Origin of the sequence: Paracoccus homiensis, from assembly GCF_900111675.1 — a bacterium.
GTDB lineage: Bacteria > Pseudomonadota > Alphaproteobacteria > Rhodobacterales > Rhodobacteraceae > Paracoccus > Paracoccus homiensis.
The window spans coordinates 22,658-45,373 of record NZ_FOHO01000014.1 but is presented as its reverse complement, the minus strand read 5'-3'; the positions used below and the strand labels follow the sequence as shown (position 1 = coordinate 45,373).

The window sequence follows — 22,716 nt, the reverse complement described above, 5'->3', positions numbered from 1 at the left end:
TTTGTCACCGTTGAAAACAGCACAAGGAAAAGGATTTGCCAATGCCGCTGGAACTGGTGACCGTTCGCTGTCTGCAAGACAACTATGCCTATCTGCTGCATGGCGAGGCCGGAACCGCCCTGATCGACGCCCCCGAGGCCGCGCCGATCCTGCAAGCGCTGCGCGACCGGGACTGGTCGCTGGATGCGATCCTTCTGACCCATCACCATGCCGACCATATTCAGGCCGTGCCGGAACTTGTCGCCGCCACCGGGGCCAAGGTCATCGGCGCCGCCGCCGATGCCCGCCGACTGCCGCCACTGGACATTTCGGTCACGCCGGGCGAGCCGCTGGACCTGCTGGGCGAACCGGTCGAGGTGATCGAGGTGTCGGGCCACACGATCGGCCATATCGCCTTCCACCTGCCGCAATCCGCGATGGCCTTCACGGCCGACAGCCTGATGGCAATGGGCTGCGGGCGCCTGTTCGAGGGCGACCCCGCGATGATGTGGGACAGCCTGTCGCGCCTGAACTCCCTGCCCCCCCAGACGTTGATCTGTTCGGGCCATGATTATTGCGCAGGCAACGGCGCCTTCGCGCTGTCGGTCGAACCCGACAATGTCGCGCTGCAGGAACGACTGGCCGCGGTGGATGCCGCACGGCTGCCCTGTGCCCCGGCAACCCTTCAGGTCGAGCGCGAAACCAACCCCTTCCTGCGCGTGACAGAATTGCGCGACCGCCTTGGGCTGCCAGAGGCCGATGACGCACAGGTTTTCGCACAGCTGCGCCAGATGAAGGATGCGTTCTAGCAGAAATGCACATCCGGCAAGGACGGGTTGAAAACCGCCCAATCGATCATCACATCTGCCCGACCCATGACAGATTTTCCCCGCATTTACGAAAAAACAACTTGAAGCCGGGGCAATTCCACCAAATCTTAACTGTATCGTGACAGTCTGGGCAGGTGGGCAACCAGATATGCCCATACCGCCAGCCGACTGACAGGAGACGACCGTGCCAAGTTTCTCGACCTCACTGGAACAGGCCATTCACCAGGCACTTGCGCTGGCGAACGAACACAGACACGAACTGGCCACGCTGGAACATCTGCTTCTGGCGCTGACCGAGGAACCGGACGCGGTCAAGGTGATGCGCGCCTGTAATGTCGATCTGGACGAACTTCGCAAGCTTCTGGTGGAATTCATCGAAGATGACCTGTCCACCCTGATTACCGATGTGGAAGGCTCGGAAGCCGTTCCCACAGCGGCCTTCCAGCGCGTGATCCAGCGCGCCGCGATCCATGTCCAAAGCTCAGGTCGGCAGGAAGTGACCGGCGCCAATGTGCTGGTCGCCATCTTCGCCGAGCGGGAATCGAATGCTGCATTCTTCCTGCAGGAACTGGACATGACGCGCTATGACGCCGTCAATTTCATCGCGCATGGCGTGGCCAAGAACCCGACCTTCAGCGAAAATCGCAAGGTCGTCGGTTCGGATGAGCCGGCCGAGGCGGAACAGGCCGAAGCCGCCCCTGAACAAAAAGACGACAGCGCGCTGGCCAAGTATTGCGTCGATCTGAATGCCAAGTCGAAGAAGGGCGATGTCGATCCCCTTATCGGGCGCGGCGACGAGGTCGAACGCGCGATCCAGGTCTTGTGCCGCCGCCGCAAGAACAACCCGCTTCTGGTGGGTGATCCCGGCGTGGGCAAGACCGCCATTGCCGAAGGTCTGGCCAAGAAGATCGTCGAAGGCGAAACCCCCGAGGTTCTGTCGGGCGCCACGATCTTTTCGCTGGACATGGGCGCCCTTCTGGCCGGGACCCGCTATCGCGGCGATTTCGAGGAACGGCTGAAGGCCGTCGTCAAGGAACTGGAACAGCATGATGATGCGATCCTGTTCATCGACGAAATTCACACTGTGATCGGCGCGGGTGCGACCTCGGGCGGGGCGATGGACGCCTCGAACCTGCTGAAGCCCGCCTTGGCTGGCGGCAAGCTGCGCTGCATGGGCTCGACCACCTACAAGGAATATCGTCAGCATTTCGAAAAGGACCGTGCCCTGTCGCGGCGCTTCCAGAAGATCGACGTGAACGAGCCGAACGTACCGGATGCGATCAAGATCCTGATGGGGCTGAAGCCGCATTTCGAAAAGCACCACGAACTGCGTTACACCAATGACGCGATCAAATCGGCCGTTGAACTGGCCAGCCGCTATATCAACGACCGCAAGCTGCCCGACAGCGCGATCGATGTGATCGATGAGGCGGGCGCGGCGCAGCATCTTGTCGCGGAAAGCAAACGCCGCAAGACGATCAGCCCCAAAGAGATCGAGGCCGTGGTGGCCAAGATCGCCCGCATTCCGCCGAAGAATGTCAGCAAGGATGACGCAGAGGTGCTGCGCGATCTGGACGGCACCCTGAAACGGGTCGTCTTTGGTCAGGACAGCGCGATCGAGGCCCTGTCCTCGGCGATCAAGCTGGCGCGGGCGGGTTTGCGCGAACCGGAAAAACCCATCGGCAACTATCTGTTCGCGGGTCCGACCGGCGTCGGCAAGACCGAGGTCGCGAAACAGCTGGCCTCGACCCTTGGGGTCGAACTGCTGCGCTTCGATATGTCGGAATACATGGAAAAGCATGCGGTCAGCCGATTGATCGGCGCGCCTCCGGGATATGTCGGGTTCGATCAGGGCGGCCTTCTGACCGACGGCGTCGATCAGCATCCGCATTGCGTCCTGTTGCTGGACGAAATCGAAAAGGCCCATCCCGATGTGTTCAACATCCTGCTGCAGGTCATGGATCACGGCAAGCTGACGGATCACAACGGACGTCAGGTCGATTTCCGGAACGTGATCCTGATCATGACGTCGAATGCCGGGGCCTCGGACATGCAGAAAGCCGCGATCGGCTTTGGCCGCGACCGCCGCGAAGGGGAAGACACCGAGGCGATCGAACGGACCTTCACGCCCGAATTCCGCAACCGGCTGGATGCGGTGATCAGCTTCGCACCTCTGTCGCGCGAAGTCGTGGTCCATGTGGTCGAAAAATTCGTGCTTCAGCTGGAGGCTCAGCTGATGGACCGCAATGTCCATATCGAACTGACGCCCGCAGCGGCGGATTGGCTGGCCGAGAAGGGCTATGATGACAAGATGGGGGCGCGCCCGCTGGGTCGTGTCATCCAGGAATACATCAAGAAGCCGCTGGCCGAAGAATTGCTGTTCGGTCGCCTGACCAAGGGCGGGGTCGTCCGGGTTCAGATCGAGGATGACAAGCCCGTCTTCGACATCACCGGTCCCGAGGCCCTGCGCATCGGCAAATCGAAAACGCCGCTGCTGACCGCCGAATAGCGCGCCCCCGACAAAACCAAAGCCTGCCGCGCCATTGCACGGCAGGCTTCTTCATGGCTGGCGGCGTCCTGGTTCAGACCAATCCCATTTCAGACAATGCGGCGGCGACCTTGGCGGGCAACGCCTCTTCTGCCGCACGGTTTTCGGGCAGATCGTCGGGCGCATCTTTCGGGTCCAGATACCGCCATCCCTGAAAAGGTCGCCGAGGAATGGCCGCCACGCGAACCAGGTCACGATCCAGGATCAGCGCACAACGGCGAATCCCGTCATCGCCGAACCTCTCTTCCAGGCGCAACAGTTTCTGCCGCGCCAGCATGACCCCCTTGAACACCCAGAAGATCGAACCGCCATTCAACAGCTCATCTTCTCGCTTGGGCCACATCCGCGTCACATGCATCGCGGGCCCGTCGCCATAGCGCTGCTGCTGCCAGCGGGCAAGATCATCGGGGCCTTCGGCACCCACACAAAGCTTCATCAGATGGAGAGAGGCGGTCATGCGCCATAGATAGGGCCGGTCCGTGCGGCTCACAAGCCAGCGTCCCTACCCCACGTGAAAAAAGCCGCGATCCGAAGATCGCGGCTTTCGTCTGTCACGGTCAGCCGGGGATCAAAGCTCGTCCAGAGCCTCGACAGCCTTTTCCAGCTCTTCCTTGGTGACTTTCTTCTCTTCGACCTTCGCCTGCTCGGCGATGTGGTCGACGACCTTGTCTTCGAAGATCGGCGCGCGCAGCTGCTGCTGAGCCTGCTGGTTCTGCTGCACGAATTCGAAGAAGGCACGTTCCTGGCCAGGATACTGACGGGCGGCCTGCATGACAGCCTGCGTCATTTCCTGATCGGTCACGCTGACCTCTGCCTTCTGGCCGATCTCGGCCAGCAGCAGACCCAGACGCACCCGACGCTCGGCCAGTTTCTTGTGCTCATCGGTGGGCTCGATGGCGCCGTGGTTGTGGTCCTGAACCTCGGGGTTTTCCTCGTGCCACAGCTGATGCGCGATCTGGGCGGCTTCGGCCTCGACCAGCGACTCGGGCAGCTCGAACTTGACCTGATCGTCCAGCTGATCCAGCAGCGCGCGCTTCATGATGGCGCGGGCGGCACCGGCGTATTCCTGCTCAAGGCGATCCGAGATCTGCTTTTTCAGACCGTCCAGATCCTCGGCGCCGAATTTTTTCGCCAGCTCGTCATCGACCTCTGCGGGCTTGGGCGCTTTCACGGCTTTCACCTTGCATTCAAAAGTCGCGTCCTTGCCGGCCAGATGTGCGGCGCCATATTCCTCGGGGAATTTGACCTCGACCTTGATCTCTTCGTCCATCTTGGCGCCGACCAGCTGGTCTTCGAAGCCCGGGATGAAGCTGTTCGAACCCAGAACCAGCGGATAATCCTCGGCCTCGCCGCCTTCGAAGGCTTCGCCGTCGACAAAGCCCTTGAAGTCGATCACGACCTGATCGCCGTCCTTGGCCTTGCTGCCCTTGCGACGGTCTTCAAAGTTCTGCGCCGATTTCGCCAGGTTTTCCAGCGCTTCGGAGATCGCGGCGTCTTCTGCCGGAACGTTCAGCTTTTCCAGCTTCAGCGCGGCCAGATCGACCTCGGGGATGGCGGGCAGCGTTTCGTAGGACACGTTGACGACGACGTCGTCGCCCTCTTTCCACTGTTCGCCGTTCTCCATCTCGACCTTGGGTTGGGCGGCGGGGCGGTCACCCGATTCGTCCAAATGCTTGCGCAGCGCGCCATCGATGGCTTCCTGCATCGCATCGCCCAGCACGCGCGGGCCAAACTGCTTTTTCAGCATCGCCATGGGCACCTTGCCCTTGCGGAAGCCCTTCATTTCGACTTCCGGCTGGGCCTCTTTCAGCTTGGCATCGACCGTCGCGGCCAGCTCGTCGGCGGGCAGGGTGAACTGGTAGCCCCGCTTCAGACCTTCGTTCTGGGTTTCCTTGACCTGCATCATGTTCCTCATAGCAAGAAGGGCCACCGGGCAGCGGCGACCTGAAAATTTCCGCCGTTCTAGTCATGGCGACGTGCCTCTGCAAGCAAATAGCTTCTGACGGACGTGTCTGGCGCAGCGCAGCTGGGGATCGCGACAAAAAGGCGCTTGTCTCGGGCTGCGGCTGCGGCTAATCAGAGGCGCATGCGGGTGTAGCTCAATGGTAGAGCAGCAGCTTCCCAAGCTGACGACGAGGGTTCGATTCCCTTCACCCGCTCCAATCCAACCCCCAAGGATCGCCATGTTCGACGCCGCCCTGCTGTTTCTTGCCGGGATCGTCGGTGGCATGCTGAATGCCGTCGCGGGTGGGGGCACCTTCATCACATTTCCGGCGCTGGTCTTTACCGGTGTACCGCCGGTCATCGCGAATGCGACGACGACCGTGGCCGCCCTGCCCGGCTATCTGGCCGCCGCGATCGGCTTTCGTCATGAATTGCGTGCCGGCCGCGACCTGCCGCTGGTCAAGCTGACCCTATGGACGATGCTGGGCGGCACGGTCGGCTGCCTGCTGCTGCTGATCAGTTCGAACGCCGCCTTTGCCGCCCTGGTACCCTTTCTGCTGCTGGCGGCGACGGTGATCTTTTACTGGGCCGAACCCATCCGCCACCACGCCGCACGCTGGCGGTCGGCGGTGGCCCCCTTCGGGCTGGGAACGCTGCTGCCGGTCGCGATCTATGGCGGCTATTTCAATGGCGGACTTGGCATCGTCATGCTGGCCGTCTTTGCGATGTGGGGAATGCAGGATCTTCACCTGATGAACGGGCTGAAAAGCTGGCTGTCCTTCGCGCTGGCCCTGATCGCGCTGGCTGTCTTTGCCATCGGCGGCAAGATCGTCTGGGGCCCGGCGGCGGTGATGTCCGCGGGCACGATCATCGGCGGCTATGCGGGCGCGCCTGTCGCGCGACGAATTCCCCGACGGGCCTTGCGCCTGTTGATTGCGGCTGTCGGCTTCGGCATGACAGCGATATTCTTTTGGCGTCTCGTAAACGGAGCATAACATGACCGAGATCAAACGCATCGAATCCGGCCAACGGATGAGTCAGGCCGTCATCGCCGGCAACACTGTCTGGCTGGCAGGCCAGGTCGCCGAGCCGGGCAAGCCCGCCGCCGATCAGACCCGCTCGATCCTGGCACAGATCGACACGCTGCTGAAAAAGGCCGGCACCGACAAGACCAAGATCGTTTCGGCCCAGATCTGGCTGGCCGACATGGCCGATTTCGCCGCGATGAACGAAGTCTGGGATGCATGGGTTCCGCAGGGCCACGCCCCGGCACGTGCGACCGGCGAATCCAAGCTGGCAACCCCCGACTACAAGGTCGAGATCATCATCACCGCGGTTCTGTAATCGCCCTGATGACCGAGCGCGCCGCGCGAAGGCCCGGCGCCTCACCCCCCTTGCCCAGACGGTCCATGGTCAGATCCATGGCATCAAGCTGGGCCTTGCGCGCGGGCATATCCTCCAGCGCGCCCTGCAATGCCAGGGCCAACGGCCCCGGCTTGCAGGCACTGCCCAGAAATTCGGGCACGGCGCGGGTATCGCTGACCAGATTGACCAGCGTGACGGTATCGGTTTTCAGCAACGCCCCGATGATCAGGCGGCTTAGCGGGGCCATGTCATAGCCGATCACCATCGGGATCCGGTTCGCAGCCAGTTCAAGGCTGACCGTCCCCGAAGCCGCAAGCGCCAGATCGGCGGCGGCAAAGGCGGCCATCTTTTCTTCCGATTCCTCGATCACGATGGGCGCGGTCGGCCAGCGACGGGCCATGTCATGCACCATATGGGCAACGCCCGGCACGGTCGGCAGCACGACCCGGATTTCCGGCACCCGGTCGCGCAGCCGCATCAGGGCCTCGTCGAACCGGGCGGCAAGACGGCTTACTTCGGATTTCCGCGAACCGGGCAGGCACAGGACCACCGGAGCCTCGGGCGCGATGCCGTGGCGGGCCCGAAACAGCGCGGCATCGTCGGGACCGGAAACCGTCGCCGTGGCCACGGGATGACCGACGAAATCGCAGCTCATGCCCGCGGCCTGCATATAGGGCGGCTCGAAGGGCAGGATCGCCAGCACATGGTCGATGACCTTCGCCATCTTCAGCGCACGGCCCGCCCGCCACGCCCAGACCGAGGGCGCGACATAGTGGATCGTGCGTTGACGAGGGCGCTGTTCGCGAACGGCGGCGGCGACCCGAAGGCAGAAATCCGGGCTGTCGATGGTGATCAGCGCGTCGGGATCGCAGGCGATCACGGCTTCGGCGGTTTCGGCGATCCGGCGTTTCAGATGGCGGTATCTGGGCAGGATTTCCCAGATGCCCATCAGGCTGAGTTCGTCCATCGGAAACAGGCTTTCCAGCCCCTCGGCGGCCATGCGCGGCCCACCGATACCGTGGAATGTCGCATCGGGCACAAGCGCCTTCAGCCCGGCCATCAGGGCCGCGCCCAGATGGTCGCCCGAGGGCTCACCCGCGATCAGGAAAAACTTCATGCCGCGCCTTCGGTTGCCTTACACGCATAAGGGGTAAGCAATCCGGCTGGCGGGTGCCAGCATTTCCTGCCACCCGCCGCCGCATTCATGCCCGTGCCCACAGAAACAGCCCGGCTGCCTGTGCACGGCGCAGCGCCTCGTCGCGCTGCAACAGGATCACGCTGCCTGCCTGCCATGCGATGCCCGCGAGCCCCGCGGCGGCAGCCTGATCGACCGTATCGGGGCCGATGGTCGGCAGGTCGATGCGGCGATCCTGGCCGGGCTTGGGCGCTTTGTAGAACACGCCCCTGCCGCCCTTTGGATTGGGTCGCAGATCGGCGTGCCGCCCCGCGAATGCCAGCATGGCCGCCGTTCCCGGCAAGGTTTCGATCGCCAGACACTGACCCTGTGCCACGACGCAGCCCTGCCCGATATCCAGCGGGCCGGTCGCCGACAGGATCTGCGCCGCGCGTTCGGCATCCTGCTGGTCGGCCTTGCCGGGCTGGCCCGTCAGCACGCCCTCGGCGGGGATAAGATCAGGCGCGATCTCTTCGATCCCGCAGATCTTCAGGTCGTTTTCCTCGAAGACCTTCAGCACCTCGCGCAGCGCGGCATCGTCGCCCGCCTGCATGGCCATCAGGATGCGCGGCACCAGCTGCGCGGTGCGCGGATCGAACGCCTCGGGGTCCAGGCGCGGACGGCGGATCGCCCCGGCAAAGACGACGCGGGTAACATCCTGACCGATCAGTTCGTCCAGAAACGGCACCAGACGTTCCAGACGGAACGGCGTTGTCGGCATGTCGGGTTGATAACCTTCCAGCGAAAAGACCAGCGGGTCGTCAAGCTGGGCGATGATGGCAGGGGCAAGCGCGCCCTGCCCGGCGATTACGGCGGTACGGGTCATGATTTCGGCGTCAGGAAGGATCGGTCAGAAGGGCCAAGGATGAAGTCGAGGATGTCGCGCTCCATCGGGGTGGCATCCTGCTCGGCGCGGCCACGCGCGGTATCGCGGAACGATCCGCCCGCCAGCGCCTTCAGCAGATCGCGCAGCGCAAGGATATCGGCCCGCGTCGCGCCGCGGCGCTTCAACCCGACAAGGTTCAACCCGTCCAGATGACCGCGCGGCCCTTGGACCAGACCATAGGGGATGACATCGGCCGTCACCATGCTGACCGCGCCGATCATCGCCCCGCGTCCGATGCGCACCCATTGATGCACGCCCGACAATCCGCCAATGATCACGTCGTCTTCCAGATGGCAATGCCCGGCCAGCGAGGCGTTGTTGACCAGAATGACCCGATCGCCCAACTGGCAATCATGGCCGACATGGCATCCGGCCATAAACAGCCCGTCATCGCCGATCCGGGTGATGCCGCCACCGCCCTCGGTGCCGGGGTTCATGGTCACATATTCGCGGATGCGGTTGCGCGCACCGATGATCAGCTGCGCACGCTCGCCCTTGAATTTCAGGTCCTGCGGAACCTGCCCGATCGAGGCGAAGGGAAACAGGATGCTGCCTTCGCCGATGCTGGTCTCGCCCTCGATCACGACATGGGATTTCAACTCGACCCCATCGCCAAGCTGCACCTGCGGGCCGACCACGCAGAACGGACCGATGGTCACGCCCTGTCCGATCCGGGCACCCTCTTCGATAACCGCGCTGGGGTGGATCCGGGTCTCAGCCATCAGTTTTCCGCGCCATCATGGCGGTGAATTCGGCCGAGGCGCAAAGCTGGCCGTCGACGATGGCCTTGCCCTCGAATTTCCAGATCTTGCCACCCCCGCGAATGGCCTTGCAATGCAGTTCCAGCACGTCGCCCGGCACCACCATGCGGCGGAACTTGCACTTGTCGATGCCCATGAAATAGGTCGCCATCGGCTGATCGATGATGTTCATGCTGACGCCGACCACCACGGCCGAGGTCTGGGCCATCGCCTCGACGATGGTTACGCCCGGCATGATCGGCTCGTCCGGGAAATGACCCTGGAAATGCGGTTCGTTATTCGTGACCATCTTGATGCCGACCCCGCTTTCATGGGGAACGATATCGCGGACCTTGTCGATGAACAGGAACGGATAGCGATGGGGGATGATCCGCTTGATCAGCGACAGGTCGGCGTGGCTGTGCGGCGCGGGTGTGGTCGTATCTTCGGCCATGGGTTTTCCTTCGGGCTTTTAGTCGAGGTAGCAATGCACCTGCGACTTGGCAAGCTTGTCAGACCTCGCGACGCGGACCGGACGGCAACCATTTGCCACCGCCGCGCCCTTCGGACAGCCAACCCGCAAGGATCAGCCCGAAGATGATGCACAGCCACGCCCAGCCCGGCAAGAGCGGACGTCGCTGCAACCCGGTGACGGTCGCCGCATCGCGGGGCGTGACCGCGATCCAGTCCCGCGCGACGCCCCGGCCATGCGCATTGCGTCCCGGCGCGACGGTCCGCAGATCCGGGGTGCCATCCGACAGGTTCAGGACCGCGCCGCCCGTGGCCCGCGACAGATCGCCCAGTGCCCCGGCATCCGCGATGGTGCGTTCGAATTCTTTCGGCGCGGCCGGTCCCAGCGCAAGAACCCGGCCAAGATCGCCATCGACCAGACGATACAGACCCGGCTGCGGTGCCGACCATTCGGCGGCAAAGCGGCCCGGCCCGTCCGGGGCCAACGGCAAGTCCTCGGTCCTGCCATCCGGATGCGTGATCGTCAGGGGGCCGGCACTGTCCGCCATGGTACGGCGGGTGAAATCCACGTTCAGCCCACCTGAAACATCGGCTTCCAGCGCCTCTTCCTCCAGCTCGGGTTCCTTCATCGACCAATGGGCGATGCGGCGCAGCAGTTCCAGTTGCGGCCCGCCGCCCTCAAAGCCGCGCGCCCAAAGCCACACCTGATCCGAGGCCAACAGCGCGACGCGCCCTTCGCCCTGACGGTTCATCACCAGCAGCGGGCGATCATCCGCCCCGGTCATCACCACCTCGGCGTCAGGATTGGGCGTGACCTCGGCCATGCGCAACCAGCGGCCCCAGCCGTTCTCGCCGTTCTCATCGGGCGCACCGGGCAGCCCGGCCGTGACCGGGTGGCGGCGCCCGGCATCGGTCAATTGCGGGGTAAATGCCTGATCGATGACGCGCCCGGTCGGCCGCGCGGGCAGCACCGCGCCCATTGGTGACAGGTTCAGGCTTTCGACGCTTGCCATTTCCGGCCCAGCCGCAACCAGAACCGCCCCGCCGTCGCGCACATAGCGGACGATGTTCTGGAAATAATCCGGCGGCAGGATGCCCCGCACGCGATAACGGTCGAAGATGATCAGATCGAAATCGTCGATCCGTTCCAGAAACAGTTCGCGGGTGGGGAAGGCGATCAGCGACAGTTCGTTCACCGGCACGCCATCGGATTTGTCGGGCGGGCGCAGGATGGTGAAATGGATCAGATCGACCGCCGCATCGGATTTCAGCAGGTTGCGCCAGGTGCGTTCCCCGGCATGCGGCTCGCCCGATACCAGCAGCACGCGCAGCCGGTCGCGCACGCCGTTGATGGTGATGGCGGCGGTATTGTTGCGGTCGGTCAGTTCGCCCCCCTCTGGCGCGTCAAAGCCGATCTGAACGACATTCTGCCCCGCATGGCCAAGCGTTAGCGGCAGTTCAAGCGAGGTTCCCACCGGCACCGCGACGACCTGTTCCTGTTCGCCGTCAAGGCTGATGCGCAGGCTGACGGACTGGCCGCGCTGATCGGCGGGCACGGCGCCCTGATCCTGGATCCGCAGGCGGATGCTGACCTCTTGGTCGATCAGGCCGAAAGCCGGTGCCTCTTCGATGACAAGGCGGCGGTCCCAATCCTGCGGACGCCCTGTCAGCAACGTGTGCATCGGCGCGGGCAGATCGGCGGGTAACATGTCGGGGTCATGGGCCAGCCCGTCGGTGACGGTGATGACGCCTGCCAACCGCGCCTCGGGCTCGGCCGCGACGGCGCGCGACAGGGCGGTGCCAAGCAGGGTGCCATCGGGATCGTCGCCCACCGAGATGCGCCGCAACTCGGTCCCCGGAAGGGCCGTGATCTGCTGGCTCAGCGCGTCGATGGCGGCAGTGGTCTGATTGTCGCGCTCGGGCAGGCCCTGACTGGCCGAGCGGTCATCCACCAGCAGCACGATATCCGACAGCCCCGTGCGGCTGCCGATTTCAAGCGCGGGCGCGGACAGGGCCAACGCGGCCGCCAGCCCGGCAAGCCCGCGCCAAGCCCAGCCGCGCAGGCCGCGCCACAAGGCAAAACCCGCCACAAGCAGCGCAAGCCCCGCCAGCGCCGCGATCACCCCCCAGGGCAGCAGCGGATCGAAACGCAGATCGGTCGCGGACAGGTTCACGGGCCAAGCCTTTCTTCCGTGCGCAGGCGGTCCAGCAGGGCGGGCACATGGACCTGATCGGATTTATAGTTCCCGGTCAGCACATACATGATCAGGTTGACGCCAAAGCGGATCGCCAGTTCGCGCTGGCGTTCCCCTTCCCAGCCGGTGCCAACGGGAAAGGTGGGATAGCCGTTCTCGTCCAGCGCCCAGGCCTCGGCCCAGCCATTGGCGCCGATGACGACCGGGCTGACGCCATCGTTCAACTGTCGGAAGGGCGTCCCCTCGGCGGCGCTGGCCCCTGCGGGCGGTGCTTCGACCCAGACCGGCTGACCGCGCCAACGACCGGGAAAATCGGCCAGAAGATAGAAGCTGCGCGTCAACACATGGTCATCGGGCACCGGGGCCAGGGGCGGAACATCCAGCGGCGCCGCAAGACGTTGCAGCGCCGAGGACATGTCCGGCCCGCCCAGCCCCGCGATATCGCCGTCGCGCGTGTCGAACAGGATCATGCCCCCCGAACGCAAAAACTGGTTCAGCCGCAGATATGCCTGCGCTGTGGGCGCGGGCTGCGCCTCGGTCACCGGCCAGTAAAGGAAGGTCAGGACCGATAGCCCGTCATTGTCCAGATCGACGCCGACAGGTTCGCCCGGCTCGACCGAGCTGCGCTGCCGCAGCGCCTGGGACAGCCCGCGCAAACCCTCGTATGAGGCCTCGTCCACCGCCTCGTCGCCCGTGATCACATAGGCCAGCGCGACCTCGTCTGCGGCGCGGCTCGCCTCGGGGGTCAGGTCCTGTGCCTGCGCAGGTGCGGGCGGCAGGCCCGCCATCGCGATCAGCAGCAGCGCCGCAATGCGCCCGCCGCGTGCGATCAGCGCCGAGCCCACCGCATCCAGCGCCAGCATCACCGCCGCCAGCGCCAGAAGGATGCCGCGCAGGTCCCGCCCCTGCCCGGCGGCGGCCTGTTCGACATGTGCGCCGGGCCATGCGGCAATCCGCATCGGACCGCCCGCGTTCAGCGCCATGATCTGTTCGCCTGCCGCATAGATCCCCGCCGGACGCCCCGGCCCCGGTCCCCCGGCCATGTCCTGCGCCGCAACCGGCGCCAGATCGTCGGCGGAGGCCGCGCGCCCAAATCCGTCCAGCACGGATTGCGCCGTCCAGAACGGTTGCTGGCGCTGGTCCGCGCGGGGTTCGACCGCGGCCGTTCCCGCAGTGGACAGCAGGCGATCCAGCATCTGCACGAACAGACCCGAAATCGGCAGGTTCGACCATTCGGCATTGGCGGTTACATGAAACAGCACGACCTGTCCCTGCCCCAATCGGTCACGTGTGACCAAGGGCGTGTTGTCGGTCAGCGCCGCGATCGTCCGCGCCGCCAGATCGGGCGAGGGCTGGGCCATCAACTGCGCCCTTACGGTCACATCCTGCGGCGGTTGCAGGCCCGCAAAGACGCCGTCGCCCGCAAAGGGCGCAAGGCCGCGCGGATCGCCCCAGCTGAGCGCGCCACCGATGTCGCGCCCCCCTTGACGCAACATGACGGGCAGCAAGGGCTCTTCGGTCAGGCGGTCGAACGCGGCCATGCGCGGCCCGGCAAAGCGGATCAGCAGCCCGCCGGCATCGACCCATTCGGCCAGTTCCCCGATTTCTGTCAGCTGGACCTGATCGGCAAGGATGATCACATCGGGCGCCGTATCCAGAACATCGCCAAGGCCGCCCTCGACCAGATCGGTACTGGGGGCAAGGGCGCGGCGCAAGTAATATAGCGGCGCAAGCAATTGCTGTCCCTCGGCCTGACTGTCGGCGTCACCGACCAGCCCGACCTTGCGCCGCCGGACGCGGTCATCGGCCAGAACCACGGCCCCCGCATGTGAAGCGCCCTCGATCTGGAACCGCGCGATGCGATTGCGCAATTCCGGCGGCAGATCGATGCTGACCGGGCGCGTGGTCACGCCCGCGACGGCGGTCGCCTCGCCCGCGGTCAGGCGGGCCAGTTCGCGTTCGATCCCTTGCGGATCGGGGCCGATGGCAAGGATCGCGGGCGCGGCATCGCCCGTGTCGTGCACTGTCAGGGACGGCGCGTCACCGCCCTGCAAGGACAGGGACTGAACGGCGCGGCGCGGCGGAACGACGCTGACCGGGCCGCGTGCCGCCAGCGACTGCAACCAGGCCGCGCGGTTGGGGTGGTCCAGACCGTCGCTGATCCAAAGGGTCGCCAGATCGCCTTCGGGCTGGTTGGCCAGAACGGCATCGGGATCCTCCGGCAAGCGGGTGCCCCAGGGCGCGGGCTGGGCGGCGCGCAGGCGCGACAGCAGGCTGTCACCCGCCGCAAAGCGAAGCGGTTCTTCCTGCGTCTGGCCATCGCCCAGCAACAGCGCCGCGGGGCGACCCTGCGCGGCGGCCTCTGACAGGGCCTGCGCGGCCCGGGTCTGACGCGCCGCCCAATCGGGTGCGGCGGCCCATCCGGCATCCAGCACCACCAGAAGCGGCCCGTCCTGTCGATCCTGCAGCACCGGTTTCCAGACCGGCGACGCAAAGGCAAGGATCAGCGCCGTGATCGCCGCAAGACGCAGCAACAGCAACCACCAAGGCGTGCGCCGCGCCACGGGGGTCTTGTCGACCAACCCCTGCAACAGCGCCACCCCGGGAAAGGCCACCCGGCGCGGGCTGGGCGGTGTCGCGCGCAGGATCAGCCACAGCACCGGCAGCGCGATCAGCGCCGTCAGAACCCAGGGCGCGGCAAATCCAAGAGGGCCAAGAACCAGCATCAGCCCCCCAGCACCTGATAGACCCAGCCAAGCGCATGGGCCGGCGCATGATCGGTGCTGTGATGCCCGAAATGCCATCCGGCGGCGCGGCTGCGTTGCAGCAGCCAGTCGCGGCGTTCGGCCAAACGCGCCAGATAGGCCTGACGCAGACCGCTCGCGTCGCGGCTGTCATGGCGCATCCCCCCCGAGAGCGAGCGGAAATCGACGGCACCGGAATAGGGAAATGTCTCTTCATCCGGGTCCAGCACCTGCAACAGCACACCGCGCACACCCATGCCCGCCGCCCGATCCAGCAGATCCCCGACCCATGACGGGTCGCCCAGGAAATCCGAGATCAGCACCAGCCGCTGATTGGGCCGCAGGGTCAGGATCTGCGGCGCGTCGCTATCGGTGTCGCGGGGCGTGGCCGTCGCCATGTGTTCGGCCAGCCGGTCGGCCTGAATGCGTCCGGCGCGCGCCTGCTGTCCCAGCAGGCCGACCTTTTCGCCCCCCCGCAGCAGCACCATCGCCAGGGCCAGCGCCATGACCTGCGCCCGCTGCAACTTGCTGGGACGGTCAGTGCCGCCCGTATAGGTCATACCCTGCCCCGACGACACCCAAAGCCCGACGGCCTGCGCCGTCTGCGCCTCGCGGTCGCGAACGAATTGCGCATCCGATCTGGCCGAGCGGCGCCAGTCGATGCTGCGTGCGGTATCGCCCGAATGCGCGGGACGGTATTGCCAGAAATCCTCGCCCGGTCCGGCGCGTCGCAGCCCATGCGCACCGGGGGCGATCATCGCGGCCAGACGTTCCGCCGACAGGATCAGGCCCGGCAGATGGGCGCTGGCGGCGTCGGCTTGGGCGCGCAGGTCGGCGGAGGTCTGCGTCAAGACGGCCTCATGCCGCCTGACGCGCGACAAGGCGCTGATCGATCAGCGCGGCGATGACGCCATCGACCGTCCGACCCTGCGCACGCGCCGCAAAGGACAGCGCCATCCGGTGCCGCAGCACCGGCGCCGCCATCATCTGCACATCCTCCAGCGTTGGGGCGAACCGACCGTTCAGCACGGCCCGCGCCCGCGTCACCAGCATCAGCGCCTGCGCGGCGCGCGGCCCCGGCCCCCAGATCAGCGCATCGGCGACCTCGCCCGTGGCCTCATCGGTGCCCGGACGGCAGGCCCGGACCAGATCCAGAATCGCCTCGACCACCGATTCCCCGACCGGCATCTGACGAATCAGGCGCTGTGCCGCGATCAGCGAATCAGGGTCGAAGGCGGCATGTGCCGCGCCCTCTTCGGTGCCAGTGGTGGCCAGCAGGATGTCGCGTTCGGTGTCGCGGTCGGGATAGTCCACATCGACCTGCAACAGGAAACGGTCCAGCTGCGCTTCGGGCAGTGGATAGGTTCCCTCTTGTTCGATCGGGTTCTGCGTCGCCAGCACATGGAACGGCCGCCCCAGCGGACGGTGCTGGCCGCTGACCGTCACCTCGCGTTCCTGCATGGCCTGAAGCAGGGCCGATTGCGTGCGCGGGCTGGCCCGGTTGATTTCATCGGCCATCAACAGCTGCGTAAAGACCGGACCCTCGATAAAGCGGAAGGCCCGGCTGCCATCTGGCAGCACGTCCAGCACCTCAGAGCCAAGGATATCGGCGGGCATCAGGTCGGGGGTGAACTGGATGCGCTGGCTGTCCAGCCCCATCACCGTCGCCAGCGTATCGACCAGCATCGTCTTGCCCAGACCCGGCTGCCCGACCAGCAGGGCGTGGCCACCCGACAGAATGGCGGCAAGCACCTGTTCGACAACGGAATGTTGCCCGACGAAACGACGTTCGATGCTGATGCGGGCCTCGGCCAGCCGGGCGGCCAGCGTTTCGACCTCTTGCACCAGAATTTCATCCGAAGCCATGACAATGCCCCCTCGCTGCTGCTAGACCAACCATAGGCAAGTCAGTCAGGGGCGACCATAACGAATGCCAGATCACAGTGACAAAAGCGTGAGCGCCGAAGGCATTGCCGCCGCGGCAAGCAAGGCGGCCAAACAGGGCGGACTGCCGCCGGTGCATCTGTGGAACCCGCCTTTCTGCGGCGATCTGGATATGCAAATCCGCCGCGACGGGACATGGTTTCACGAAGGCACCCCCATCGGTCGCCCGGCGATGGTGCGGCTGTTCTCGACCATTCTGAAGCGCGAGGGGGACAAGTATTTTCTGGTCACTCCGGTCGAAAAGGTCGGCATTCAGGTCGAGGATGCGCCCTTCGTCGCCACCGATGCCGAAATCGGGCCCGACCGGATCACGCTGACGACCAATGTCGGCGATCAGGTCGTGGCGGATGCCGAACATCCCATCATCACCCGAGGCAACAACAGCGAGCCGCGCCCCTATGTCCATATCCGCGCGGGGCTGGAGGCGCTGATCGACCGCAAGACCTTTTACCGGCTGGCGGCCGCGGCGGATGAGGGACCGGACGGCAAGGTCGGCGTCCGCTCGGGCGGTCAGTTCTTTGCGCTGGAACCCTGACACAGATGCCGCGCCTTGCCGCAAATCTGACGATGCTGTTCACCGATCTGGCCTTCGAGGATCGCTTCGAAGCCGCCCGCCGCGCCGGGTTTCAGGGCGTCGAGATGCTGTTTCCTTACGACATCCCGGCCAGCACCCTGCGCAATGCGGCCAACCGCGCGCGGATGCCCGTGGCCCTGATCAACACACCCGCGCCGAACTGGTCGGGCGGGCCGCGCGGATTTGCGGCGGTTCCGGACAACGTGCCACTGTTTCAACGCGATTTCCTGCGCGCGCTAAAACTGGCCAGAACGCTGAAGGCCCGGCATATCCATATCATGGCGGGCAATGCGTCGGGCGATGACGCGCATCGGGCCTTCATCGCCAACCTGACCTGGGCCGCGGCGCAGGATCCCGATCAAAGCCTGACGATCGAGCCGATCAACCAGACCGACAGGCCCGGCTATTTCCTGTCGGATTTCGATCAGGCCGCTGCCATTCTTGAACAGGTCGGCGCGGCGAATCTGGGGCTGCAATATGACGCCTATCACGCGCAGATGATCACCGGCGACGCGCTGGCGGTTCTGCAACGCCAGCTGTCGCATATCCGCCATGTGCAGATCGCGGGCTGTCCCGGCCGGGCCGAGCCGACAGCCGGGCAGATCGATTATCCGGCGATCTTCGCCGCGCTGGACCGGGCAGGCTATGACGGCTGGATCAGCGCCGAATACCACCCCGCCGGACTGACCGAACCCGGCCTTGGCTGGCTTTCGGACATGCAGGGAACCAAAGCAAGATCAATTCGTTGACAGCGAAAGGCAGTCGGCGCGACACTGGCACCGACACAGCGCAACACAGGAGCCAAGCCGTGAATACGATCATCTACATCGTGGGCCTCGTGGTCGTCGTTCTGTTCATCCTGTCCTTCCTAGGCCTTCGCTGAGAACGGCCACCAGGGATTTCCGTCGCCGCGGCTGACGCGGCGGCTTTCGCCTGACGCACGATTCGGACTGGCAATTTACCGCCTTCTTCGGTAGGGCGACCCCGAATTGTACGGAAGGCTTCCATGGATATCCGCAACATCGCCATCATCGCCCACGTTGACCACGGCAAAACCACGCTGGTCGACCAGTTGCTGAAGCAATCGGGCGCTTTCCGCGAAAACCAGGCCGTGGCTGAACGCGCCATGGACAGCAACGACATCGAGCGCGAGCGCGGCATCACCATTCTGGCCAAGGCGACCTCGGTCGAATGGAAAGGCACGCGCATCAACATCGTCGACACGCCGGGCCACGCCGATTTCGGCGGCGAGGTCGAGCGCATCCTGTCGATGGTCGATGGCGTCTGCCTGCTGGTCGATGCCGCCGAAGGCCCGATGCCCCAGACGAAATTCGTGACCTCGAAGGCGCTGGCGCTTGGCCTGCGCCCGATCGTGGTGCTGAACAAGGTCGACAAGCCCGCCGCCGAACCCGAAGAGGCGCTGAACGACGTGTTCGACCTGTTCGCCAATCTCGGCGCCAGCGATGAACAGTTGGACTTCCCCCATCTCTATGCCTCGGGCATCGGCGGGTGGTGCGATGACAGCCTGGAAGGTCCGCGCCAGGACATGTCGGCCCTGTTCGACCTGATCCTGAAGCATGTCGAACCGCCGAAGCAGGTCGAGAAGGCCGACGAGCCGTTCCAGATGCTGGCGACCACGCTTGGCGCCGACAACTTCCTGGGCCGCCTGCTGACCGGCCGTGTCGAGGCCGGCCGCGCCAAGGCCGGCGACACCGTCAAGGCGCTGTCGCGCGACGGCCAACGGATCGAGCAGTTCCGCATCAGCAAGGTCCTGGCCTTCCGCGGCCTGACGCAGCAGCCCATCGACGAAGCCGTCGCCGGTGACATCGTCACGCTGGCAGGCATGGCCAAGGCGACCGTCGCCGACACCATCTGCGCCCCCGAGGTCGAGGCCGCGATCCCCTCGCAGCCGATCGACCCGCCCACCATCAGCGTCACCTTCGGCATCAACGACAGCCCGCTGGCCGGTCGCGACGGCAGCAAGGTCCAGTCGCGCGTCATCCGCGAGCGTCTGATGAAAGAGGCCGAATCGAACGTCGCCATCAAGATCGAGGACACGCCGGGCGGCGAGGCATTCGTGGTCTCGGGTCGTGGCGAATTGCAGATGGGCGTGCTGATCGAGAACATGCGCCGCGAAGGCTTCGAGCTGTCGATCAGCCGTCCGCGCGTGATCTTCGGTGAAGAAAACGGCGAGCGTATCGAACCCGTCGAGGAAGTCATCATCGACGTCGATGACGACTATACAGGCGTCGTGATCGAAAAGCTGACCGGCGACCGCAAGGGCGAGATGGTCGACATGCGCCCCGCAGGCGTCGGCAAGACCCGCATCGTGGCCCATGTGCCCTCGCGCGGCCTGATCGGCTATCACGGCGAATTCATGACCGACACGCGCGGCAACGGCGTGCTGAACCGCATCTTCCACGGCTGGACCCCGTTCAAGGGCCACATCCAGGGCCGTCGTCAAGGCGTCCTGATCAGCATGGAGGACGGCGTGTCCGTCGCCTATGCGCTGTGGAACCTGGAAGATCGCGGCAAGATGTTCATCGGCTCGCAGGAGCAGGTGTATCAGGGCATGATCATCGGCGAGCACTCGCGCGACAACGACCTGGAAGTGAACCCGCTGAAGGGCAAGAAGCTGACCAACGTCCGCGCCTCGGGGACGGACGAGGCCGTCCGCCTGACGCCGCCGGTCCGCATGTCGCTGGAAGAGGCCATCGCCTATATCAACGACGACGAACTGGTCGAGGTGACGCCCAAGAACATCCGCCTGCGCAAGCGGTTCCTGGACCCGCATGAACGCAAGCGTCAGGCCCGCAGCGACGGCTAAGACCCAGATCATTGGTTGACCTACCCGAACCCGACCTGTCCATTTGGTCGGGTTCGCGCGTTTCGGGACTGATGCTAAGCTGACCCGGATATCGAGTGCCGGGTCTTTCACGTGGTCAGTTTCTGCCGAAAATTCGGTCGCTGCCCGCGATTTTCACAAGCGGTGCGGGCGCGATCAAGAATCTGCCCTTTTCCGCCTGTCACTGTCTGGTGACTGTCACGTTATGAGTGTACAATTCAGACAAAAGACAAAGTTCTCGCTATCTTGTTGATATCTATATTTTTGCCATGCGAAGATATTGGGGTAGCGGTTGAAAGTGAAAAGGTCGGCTGATGAGTAATGCTGCGCAAAGCTATACGGGGACAGGCGTTCATCAACGTGCCCTGTCGTCGATGCTGGCCTTGATCGAGCAGCATATCGTGACGCCCCCCACGCTGGAGGATGTCGCCCGTGACAGCGGCATCCCGCTGCAGGATCTGCAGGCGATCTTTCCCGATACACATGCTGCCCTTGTCGCCCTGGCCGAAGATTCGCTGATGCGTCTTGTCGATGGCTGCACCAAGGCGGTCGTGATGATCGACCCCAATGATGCGATGGCGCAGTTCGGCGCCCTGGGCGAGGCTTATGTCATGTGGGCCTATGAAAATCCGGTCCAGTTCCGCCTGATGTCGAATACGAAGGTTCTCGACACGTCGCAGAACCCCCAGCTTGACCGTTATTTCCAGTCGGTGCGCGATCTGATGGTCCGGATGCTGGAACGTGCCCGCGATGCCGGGCTGCTGCACCCGGACGAAAACATTCCGCAACTTGCGCTGACCTCGCGTATCTATGCCTATGGCGTGGCGCGGATGATCGTAGATGACCGGATGCGCGAATGGGACGATGGCCGCGATCAGATGGAGGCCGCGCGCGCCTCGATCAAGGATTTCCTGCAACGCATCGCGCGCGGCTCACGTGCGCCGAACGGTGCGCGGCGACCCGAAGAAAATCTGTCCCGCCCGGCCTGACATTCAGGTCAGGTCGCGAATCGGCCCCGGTTTCGTCTTTCCGTCATGGCCTGCATGGGTTATCCCGCATGTCAAAACGCGAATGACCCAAAGGCATGGCCGTGACCGACTATATCATCAAAGACATTTCTCTGGCCGATTACGGCCGCAAGGAACTGGACATCGCGGAAACCGAGATGCCGGGCCTGATGGCGCTGCGTGCCGAATACGGCAATGACAAGCCCCTTAAGGGCGCCCGCATCGTCGGCAGCCTGCACATGACCATCCAGACCGCCGTCCTGATCGAGACTCTGGTCGATCTGGGCGCCGATGTGCGTTGGGCATCGTGCAACATCTATTCGACGCAGGACCATGCGGCGGCGGCCATCGCGGCCTCTGGTGTGCCGGTCTTCGCGATCAAGGGTCAGTCCCTGGCCGAGCATTGGGACTATCTGGATCGCTCGTTCCAGTTCGAGGACGGCCCGAACCTGATCCTGGACGATGGCGGCGACGCCACGCTGTACGTCCTTCTGGGCGCGCGTGCCGAAGCGGGTGAGGATATCATCCCGGTTCCGGAATCCGAGGAAGAGGAAGTCGTCAAAGCGCAGATCCTCAAGCGCATGGCGCAGTCGCCCGGCTGGTTCACCAAGACCCGCGACCAGATCCTGGGCGTGTCCGAGGAAACGACGACCGGCGTGCACCGCCTGTACGATCTGCAGAAGAACGGCCAGCTGCCCTTCCCCGCGATCAACGTCAACGACAGCGTCACCAAGTCGAAATTCGACAACAAGTACGGCTGCAAGGAATCGCTGGTCGACGGCATCCGCCGCGCGACCGACGTGATGATGGCCGGCAAGGTCGCCGTCGTCTGCGGCTATGGCGATGTCGGCAAGGGCAGCGCCGCCAGCCTTCAGGGCGCCGGCGCCCGCGTGAAGGTGACCGAGGTCGATCCGATCTGCGCCCTTCAGGCCGCGATGGACGGGTTCGAGGTCGTGACCCTGGAAGAAGTCGCGGGCACCGCCGACATCTTCGTCACCACCACCGGCAACCGCGACGTCATCCGCATCGAGCATATGCGCGAGATGAAGGACATGGCGATCGTCGGCAATATCGGCCATTTCGACAACGAGATCCAGGTCGCCAGCCTGCGCAACCACAAATGGACCAACGTCAAGGACCAGGTGGACATGATCGAGATGCCCTCGGGCAATCGCATCATCCTGCTGAGCCAAGGCCGCCTGCTGAACCTGGGCAACGCGACCGGGCATCCGTCCTTCGTGATGTCGGCCAGCTTTACCAACCAGGTCCTGGCGCAGATCGAGCTGTGGACCAAGGGTGACGACTACAAGCCCGGCGTCTACATCCTGCCCAAGCACCTGGACGAGAAGGTCGCGATGCTGCACCTGGAGAAGGTCGGCGCGAAGCTGTCGAAGCTTTCGAAGGAACAGGCCGACTATATCGGCGTTACGCCCGAAGGCCCGTTCAAATCAGATCATTACCGGTACTGAT

At 64.6% G+C, this 22,716-nt stretch carries 19 protein-coding genes and 1 tRNA gene; 10 read left to right on the top strand and 10 right to left on the bottom strand.

The features are described from left to right. The first annotated feature begins 41 nt into the window (after positions 1-41). A complete protein-coding gene (gene gloB / locus BMX67_RS15420) occupies positions 42-788 on the top strand; it encodes a hydroxyacylglutathione hydrolase (protein WP_090736927.1) in 747 nt (248 codons plus the stop codon). Positions 789-993: 205 nt separating this feature from the next. Next, complete coding sequence (gene clpA / locus BMX67_RS15415; protein WP_090736925.1) at positions 994-3,318, top strand: ATP-dependent Clp protease ATP-binding subunit ClpA; 2,325 nt, start codon at positions 994-996, stop codon at positions 3,316-3,318. 73 nt (positions 3,319-3,391) lie between these two features. Here clpA and BMX67_RS15410 read toward each other — a convergent pair whose 3' ends face one another. Beyond that, complete coding sequence (locus BMX67_RS15410; protein ID WP_090736923.1) at positions 3,392-3,814, bottom strand: DUF1489 family protein; 423 nt, start codon at positions 3,812-3,814, stop codon at positions 3,392-3,394. A gap of 111 nt (positions 3,815-3,925) precedes the next feature. Beyond that, positions 3,926-5,260: a trigger factor gene (tig, locus tag BMX67_RS15405; protein ID WP_090737017.1), complete on the bottom strand. Its 1,335-nt coding sequence runs from the start codon at positions 5,258-5,260 to the stop codon at positions 3,926-3,928. Positions 5,261-5,445: 185 nt separating this feature from the next. Here tig and BMX67_RS15400 point away from each other — a divergent pair. The 3 genes from BMX67_RS15400 to BMX67_RS15390 all read left to right on the top strand — a co-directional run bounded on the left by BMX67_RS15400 (position 5,446) and on the right by BMX67_RS15390 (position 6,645). Further along, positions 5,446-5,519 (top strand) — tRNA-Gly (locus BMX67_RS15400). Between the two features lie 21 nt (positions 5,520-5,540). Further along, the gene (locus BMX67_RS15395) at positions 5,541-6,296 is read left to right on the top strand and encodes a sulfite exporter TauE/SafE family protein (protein ID WP_090736921.1); all 756 of its coding nucleotides are present in this window, start codon (positions 5,541-5,543) and stop codon (positions 6,294-6,296) included. 1 nt (position 6,297) lies between these two features. Next, entirely contained in the window at positions 6,298-6,645 is a 348-nt protein-coding gene (locus tag BMX67_RS15390; protein ID WP_090736919.1) for a RidA family protein, read from the top strand. On the opposite strand, the gene lpxB is transcribed toward BMX67_RS15390, so the two are convergent. The 8 genes from lpxB to BMX67_RS15350 form a co-directional block, all read right to left on the bottom strand. Further along, positions 6,629-7,783, bottom strand: a complete 1,155-nt coding sequence (gene lpxB / locus BMX67_RS15385) for a lipid-A-disaccharide synthase (protein ID WP_090736917.1) — start codon at positions 7,781-7,783, stop codon at positions 6,629-6,631. The genes BMX67_RS15390 and lpxB overlap by 17 nt on opposite strands. A gap of 85 nt (positions 7,784-7,868) precedes the next feature. Continuing rightward, on the bottom strand, positions 7,869-8,666 hold the full coding sequence (locus BMX67_RS15380; protein WP_090736915.1) for an LpxI family protein: 798 nt from the start codon (positions 8,664-8,666) through the stop codon (positions 7,869-7,871). After that, complete coding sequence (gene lpxA, locus BMX67_RS15375) at positions 8,663-9,448, bottom strand: acyl-ACP--UDP-N-acetylglucosamine O-acyltransferase (RefSeq protein ID WP_090736913.1); 786 nt, start codon at positions 9,446-9,448, stop codon at positions 8,663-8,665. The genes BMX67_RS15380 and lpxA overlap by 4 nt, the downstream gene beginning before the upstream one ends. Next, positions 9,441-9,920, bottom strand: coding sequence for a 3-hydroxyacyl-ACP dehydratase FabZ (fabZ, locus tag BMX67_RS15370; RefSeq protein WP_090736911.1), 480 nt, complete (start codon positions 9,918-9,920; stop codon positions 9,441-9,443). The genes lpxA and fabZ overlap by 8 nt, the downstream gene beginning before the upstream one ends. 58 nt (positions 9,921-9,978) lie before the next feature. Beyond that, a complete protein-coding gene (locus tag BMX67_RS15365) occupies positions 9,979-12,111 on the bottom strand; it encodes a hypothetical protein (RefSeq protein WP_425438986.1) in 2,133 nt (710 codons plus the stop codon). Next, positions 12,108-14,858 (bottom strand): DUF4159 domain-containing protein, encoded by a 2,751-nt coding sequence (locus tag BMX67_RS15360; protein ID WP_090736910.1) that lies wholly within the window; start codon positions 14,856-14,858, stop codon positions 12,108-12,110. The genes BMX67_RS15365 and BMX67_RS15360 overlap by 4 nt, the downstream gene beginning before the upstream one ends. Continuing rightward, the gene (locus BMX67_RS15355) at positions 14,858-15,727 is read right to left on the bottom strand and encodes a DUF58 domain-containing protein (protein ID WP_245739484.1); all 870 of its coding nucleotides are present in this window, start codon (positions 15,725-15,727) and stop codon (positions 14,858-14,860) included. Before BMX67_RS15355 ends, BMX67_RS15360 begins: the two co-directional genes overlap by 1 nt. A gap of 7 nt (positions 15,728-15,734) precedes the next feature. Then, entirely contained in the window at positions 15,735-16,742 is a 1,008-nt protein-coding gene (locus BMX67_RS15350) for an AAA family ATPase (protein ID WP_090736908.1), read from the bottom strand. Between the two features lie 64 nt (positions 16,743-16,806). Between BMX67_RS15350 and BMX67_RS15345 the strand changes: the two genes are divergently transcribed. The 5 genes from BMX67_RS15345 to ahcY all read left to right on the top strand — a co-directional run bounded on the left by BMX67_RS15345 (position 16,807) and on the right by ahcY (position 22,715). Then, positions 16,807-17,355: a DUF1285 domain-containing protein gene (locus BMX67_RS15345; protein ID WP_090736906.1), complete on the top strand. Its 549-nt coding sequence runs from the start codon at positions 16,807-16,809 to the stop codon at positions 17,353-17,355. 5 nt (positions 17,356-17,360) lie between these two features. Then, the gene (locus BMX67_RS15340) at positions 17,361-18,143 is read left to right on the top strand and encodes a hydroxypyruvate isomerase family protein (protein ID WP_090736904.1); all 783 of its coding nucleotides are present in this window, start codon (positions 17,361-17,363) and stop codon (positions 18,141-18,143) included. Between the two features lie 257 nt (positions 18,144-18,400). Continuing rightward, positions 18,401-20,221, top strand: a complete 1,821-nt coding sequence (gene typA, locus BMX67_RS15335) for a translational GTPase TypA (protein ID WP_090736903.1) — start codon at positions 18,401-18,403, stop codon at positions 20,219-20,221. Between the two features lie 332 nt (positions 20,222-20,553). Beyond that, a complete protein-coding gene (locus BMX67_RS15330; RefSeq protein WP_090736902.1) occupies positions 20,554-21,228 on the top strand; it encodes a WHG domain-containing protein in 675 nt (224 codons plus the stop codon). A 101-nt stretch (positions 21,229-21,329) separates the two neighbouring features. Continuing rightward, a complete protein-coding gene (ahcY, locus tag BMX67_RS15325; RefSeq protein ID WP_245739483.1) occupies positions 21,330-22,715 on the top strand; it encodes an adenosylhomocysteinase in 1,386 nt (461 codons plus the stop codon). Position 22,716: the final 1 nt, after the last annotated feature.